Origin of the sequence: Streptomyces sp. BR123 (genome assembly GCF_013401435.1) — a bacterium.
Taxonomy (GTDB): Bacteria; Actinomycetota; Actinomycetes; order Streptomycetales; family Streptomycetaceae; genus Streptomyces.
The window spans coordinates 1-5299 of sequence record NZ_JACBGN010000405.1 but is presented as its reverse complement, the minus strand read 5'-3'; the positions used below and the strand labels follow the sequence as shown (position 1 = coordinate 5299).

General features: G+C 65.7%; 3 protein-coding genes. 1 reads left to right on the top strand and 2 read right to left on the bottom strand.

Annotated features, from left to right (window positions below; genetic code table 11):
• Positions 1 to 746: 746 nt before the first annotated feature.
• Positions 747 to 1850 carry a hypothetical protein gene (locus tag HYE82_RS33760; RefSeq protein WP_179178033.1) on the top strand — a complete coding sequence of 368 codons (1104 nt, stop codon included), beginning with the start codon at positions 747 to 749 and terminating at the stop codon, positions 1848 to 1850.
• Between the two features lie 1025 nt (positions 1851 to 2875).
• Here the strand turns inward: HYE82_RS33760 and HYE82_RS33755 are convergent.
• Positions 2876 to 3466: a hypothetical protein gene (locus HYE82_RS33755; RefSeq protein ID WP_179178032.1), complete on the bottom strand. Its 591-nt coding sequence runs from the start codon at positions 3464 to 3466 to the stop codon at positions 2876 to 2878.
• A 5-nt stretch (positions 3467 to 3471) separates the two neighbouring features.
• A partial coding sequence (locus HYE82_RS33750) for a transcriptional regulator (protein WP_256988058.1) occupies positions 3472 to 5299 on the bottom strand: 1828 nt, incomplete at its 5' end.

Sequence of the window (5299 nt, the reverse complement as noted above, 5' to 3'; positions counted from 1 at the left end):
GAGCGGGAGGGGCGGCGCGCTGCGCCGACCCAGGGACAACGGGCCGCGCTGCGGCCCGCGCGGGCTGGATTAGGTTGCAAACTAGAAAGCCGCTGGTCAGCTTAGGTTCAAGCCGACGCAGCGACGCGGGGAGGGGGTGGCGAGCCAGACGGGAATTCCGTCTCTCTGAATTTTCTCCAATCCCGCTTCACGGAATTGAATTCCACTGGCCACAATTTATTGCCGACCCTAATTAGATATCCGATCGCTTCGCGATTCGGGGCCAGCGGGTCGATTGTTGCAGTGACTTGATTCTGTGTCAATCCGGCGAATCCTGCTATTCGCTTTTCCGATTCATTTTCTCGCGCTTCTATATCGCGCCTCGGATCATAGGTGACCATTTCCTGAGTATCTATCACCATGCTTATACGCAGCAGGCGAGCTCTCTCGTCGCTGTCACCGCCCGTACGAACCGCACCAAGGGCGACAAGGACGTCTCGGAGTGGCTGCCGCTCCTCCTCAAACACTTCCCTGCCACTACGCGGCTGGCTGACGGCCACGAAGCTCCGGTGGCGCCTGTCCGTCGACGAGGCGGAGAAGGGCGCCCTCCTGCACATCGCGGCCGGCTGCGGCGGCAACACGGTGACGTACACGCTGGCGGACCGAGAGCAGGAAGCGATCCTGATACATCAGCAAAACCCTTTCTCTGAGGAAGAGTTGAGGTTCTAGATCTGGACCGGGGCTGGACGCACCCTGCACCATGAAGCATGAGCATCTTCAAGAGAAACTTGATGCACCGGAACTCAATTGCTTCCACGCACGAGCGATTCTTCAGGAAGCTGAGCAGGGATGTCCGCAAGGACAAGGCCGAGGTAGCCAAGCAGTACGCCAAGGCCCTGTACAAGAAAGGCGCCATCCCGGTAGCGAAACACCGCAAGGTCGGCACATATCACTTCGGTCTCAACGTGGCGCCAAGTCAGTTCTCATCAGTTACCAAAAGGGCTGTCCTCGTCGCCGACACGCTGATGCTCTCACAAGATCACACCGAGGCATACGTACCGCTCGATTCGTACGCAGACCACGACCCGGCGATCCTGGGGCCGGACGGCGAAGATCTGGGGTCCAACAACGGCTACTTCGCCATCGAGTATGGGATGAACTGCTCCGATCTAAGGGGGCTTGGAAGATGGATTCTCGATTCAGAGGATCTCATGCGGAAGGGGATTCTCTGGTATTTGCCTGCCTATCAGGAGGGCAGGCGTCACACCCTTTCTACAGATGGAAACGTCTGGGACAGTTTGACCCCGTCCCCGATCAGACCCATCGACTACCTTGTCAGCGACAAGCGGGCCCTTCTGAACGTGTCAGGAGCTCCACCAGAGAAGACTGAACTGATCCGCCCCGTCCTTACAGTCGACCTCCCATTCCTCGAAGCCGCCTCACTCAAGGACTTCAGCAAGATCACAGTCGACGAATTCGGCGCCTACGAAAACTTCAAAACCTTCCTCAGAGTGAAACTGACCGAAATGGACGATGCCGCAAACGCGGTGGAGTCAGAACGTGAACTTCGGAAGCTCGCTCGCGAGATCGAGCAAGGCATCCGGGAGGTGAGCGTTAACATGGACACGTCCAAGAGAACAAGGTGGGCGCACCTGGCCGGCGTAGGAATCCACGCCATCTCAGCAACGTTGTTTGCCGTGGCAGACCTGAAGACGCTGCAATACGTTTCCATGGGCGCCGCCATGAGTGGCACGACGCCGCTCGTCTCCAACTTCTTTAAATCCGTGGTCGACGACCGTCCACGCAAGCAACGGAACAGTCACTGGTACTACGTGTGGGCGCTGCACGAGCACACGGAGCGCTCGAAGTAGTCCTCGGAGCCGGGGAGTCCAGGTGAGCATCCCGGGCCGTGGCGCATCAGCTGCCGCTGCCCCCAGCGGCGTCCCGGACGACCGACGTCGTCCAGGGACAGGGCGGTGTCCGTGGGGCTTGCCCAGTGCTTCGAAGGCTTGCCCGAGGCCAACTTGCCGCCGTTGCCCTTCGGATCGCATGGCCTGCCCCCGTGACCACCCCCTTGACCAGAAGGTGGTCACGGGGGCGCGGCTATGTATTCAGAGGCTTGCCCAGTGGACTGGGGGCTTGCCCAGGCGTCCGGCGTCAGATGCTGGGAGGGTTGCATCGGGCGGGGGCTAGCCGGTTGTGCCCAGCGGGTGCTGCAGAGGGGAGGGTTGCACCGGCACCACTGCCGAGGGTGGAACCCCCTCCGATGCGCTGCGGCCGTTCCTGCTGATCAGGGCCTGTGAGCAAGCCTCTCGGCGGGACCGACACCTCTTCTGCGGTAGCCAGAAGAGGTCTTGGTTCGTGTGGTGGCCGGCGCCGGGCATGCGGGCTGAGCGTTCCTCCGGCCCTGGAGCAACATCGGAGTGCAACACGGGTGCAAGCGGGGCTGGAGAGCAGCTTTCCGGGTGTTTCCGCAGGTCAGGGGTTCACCGCAGTGCGGTGTTGCACCGGTGCGTTGCACGTGTGTTGCAGGGTGCGTTGCGGTGACGGGCCATGCCGTGGGCACTCATCTCCCCGCCGGTGTGCGGCCCGTGGAGGGCCGTTCCCGGGCGCCGGTGCCCGTTGGATGCGGGCAGCCTCCAGCGGCCCTGTAGAGGGGCCTGGAGGCCGTTGTGGTGTGGGTCCAGGGCTCTCTCGTAGGCGACGACGATGGCGTTGGGCCGTGACGTAATAGATGACGGTCACGTCTTCGAGCTCGTCGTCGTAGCGCCACAGTTCGGGGTCGGAGCCGGGATCTGCTCGCCCAGGGTGGCGTCGGGGCGCCGCTTCCGAGCCGACGCACGAAATGGGGCGGCGGCCTCCGGAACTCGTCCGGAGGCCGCCGCGCTGTGCCTTTTCAGGGGTTGATCTCGAATTCCATCAGGTCGATGTTGGTGAGCTGGATGTCGGTGTAGGCGTTTTCGCCGCCTGCTTCCCGGATGTACTCGTTCTGGATGTACTCGCGGATGATGCGGTGGGCTTCCTGCTCGTCGCCATCCTCGAGTGCTTGCCAAAGCGGGGTGGCGTAGTGGGGTGGGAGCGTCTTGGCGATGGAGCGCATCCGGCCGTCCGGGGTGCTCCTGCCGGATGAGGAGTTGGTGTATCCAATCTCGGCGCGGGTCCGGAGCTTCACGGGAGCGGTCTTGGCTTCCTTGATGACCTTCTTCTGCAGCCGGGGCTTCGCGGTCGCGCGGACCTCGTTCTCCAGCTTCTGCGCGATGTGCTTAGGCGGGTTCTTCCGCTTGCCGCTGAGGTAGCGGTACACGGAGTCCGGCGTGATGCCGAGGCGGGCGGCGACGCGCTTGACCGCGCCGGCCTCGCCGCGCTGCTTCTTCTCCTCGCGCAGCAGCGCGGCGGCCTGGCCCTTGGCTGTCTTGGGGATGGCGCGCTGCTCGGGTGTGAGCTTGTCCTGCACTGCCCGGCGGAGTCCGTCGAAGATTTTGCCCATGGTGCTCACTCCCCTTCGTCGATGCGCTCGCCGTCACGCGGCGCGATGTATCGGGCGGGGTTCACGCCGCCGGTGTGGATGTCGATGTACCAGTCCAGGGAGCGGGCGCCTTCCAGCTTCGCCCAGCCGGGGGCGACGCCGAGGCGGAACGCTCCGCGGATCTGCTGGCCGCTTTCGTCGCGCGGGATGGTCTCGAGCGGGGAGCGGGTGTTCGTTGGGTAGATGACGCAGTCGCTGTAGGTGGCGAGGGGGGCGCGGCCGGTCAGCTGGAACGTCTTGACGATCTTGCGGTGCTGGACGATGCGGGCGGTGGCGATGACGGAGGCGCGGATGTCGGGGCGCCACCAGGTCTGGTCCAGGTCGGGCCAGGGGTCGCCGTCCTTGTATCCGGGGTAGCGGCCCGGGGTGGTGCGCAACTTACCGATGCCGCTCTTGACCGACTGCTTGATGGCCTTGAGCACGGTGCGCTCGACGGGGTCACCTTCGCCTTCGTCGAGGCGGGCCATGGCGGCCAGGAACTCCTCCACGGGCATGTCTTCGGTGACGCCGAGGCGGGCCATGGTGGTCTTGTAGGCGACGGAGAGCCGTTCGTTCCACGGGTCGAGCCATCCAGCGGCCAGCGGCTCGCGCAGCCACGCCTCGATGGGTTCGACGGTGAGGCCGAGCTTGCGGGCGTAGTCACAGGTCTGGGTGGTGTACCAGCGGGGGCCGGCGGGCGGTTCGCCGTTCGGGGTGAACGGCGAGGGCAGGCGGGGGTCGAGCGGGTTGACCTGGCCGGGCTTGAGGTGGTGGGCGAGTTCGGCGTGGGCGTGGGAGAAGTCGACCTTCCAGGCGCCGGGGATCTTCGGGTCGAAGGCGGGGCGGACGTGGTGGACGGGGTCGCTGTCGCCGACCAGGAGCCGGGAGGAGCCGGACAGGAAGGACGTGTTGGTGTCGATGCCGACGCAGTTGGCGAAGGCGCGCTCGTCGTCGGTGACGTCGCGGTGCCAGTTCCACGCCTCCTCGCGCATCACCTCTTCCTCCGGGCGGTTGGTGCCGAAGTGCTTGTGGACCTCCGGGTGTTCGTCGGGGGCCTCGCACGGGGCGGGCTTGCGCGGCTTGGTCAGCGATCCTTCGAGCGGGCCGGGCTTGAACGCCTCGGTGACTTCGCCGGTGGCCTCGTCGAGGATCTCCACCCGGACCGGCCGGGTGGGCGGGCGCAGCTGGAGCATCAGCTCGATGCCGGAGGATGCCATCGTGCCGCGCGGGGAGATGACGCGCTGGGCGTAGGTGCCCAGGGTGCGGGCGATCTGGGTCGGGGGGGTGTTGTCGTCCATGTACCAGCCGGAGATGGCTCCCAGGGCGCCCCAGGGGATGACGCCGAGCTGGACGCACCTGCGGACGCCGTTCTCGACGGGCTTGTAGATGCGGGCCCAGGGCCCGAAGCCCCTCTTCGTGAGGGACCAGCCCGCCTTGGTCAGCTCCTTGATGACCTTGTGGTTGTCCGGCAGGCGCAGGGTGCTGCGGTCTTCCAGCTCCGGGGGCAGGCCGTACTTCTTGGTGGCGGCGGGGGTGAGCACCAACAGCGGGTCGCCGTCGGTGCCCCACTTGTGCAGGCGGCGCTGTCCGAGGCCGGCTTCGAGGGCCCAGGGGATGAGGGTCTTGAGGCTGCGGGCCGGGACGTCGAGGGTGCGGCCGTCGACGAGGTGGGCGAGGACCTGGCCGTCGCCGGTGACGTCGATGACGGCCAGCGGCCCGTTCGGGTACGCGGCGTCCGTCTGCGGGGCGGGGGCCTGGGCGCGGCGGCGCGGTGCGGTGGGTCCGTCTGCGGTGACGGGACGCGGGGAGGGGGTG

What these genes read in the sequence shown, in the direction of transcription:
- HYE82_RS33760 (WP_179178033.1), top strand. Translation starts at nt 747, where the DNA reads ATGAGCATCTTCAAGAGAAACTTGATGCACCGGAACTCAATTGCTTCC.
- HYE82_RS33755 (WP_179178032.1), bottom strand. Translation starts at nt 3,466, where the DNA reads ATGGGCAAAATCTTCGACGGACTCCGCCGGGCAGTGCAGGACAAGCTC.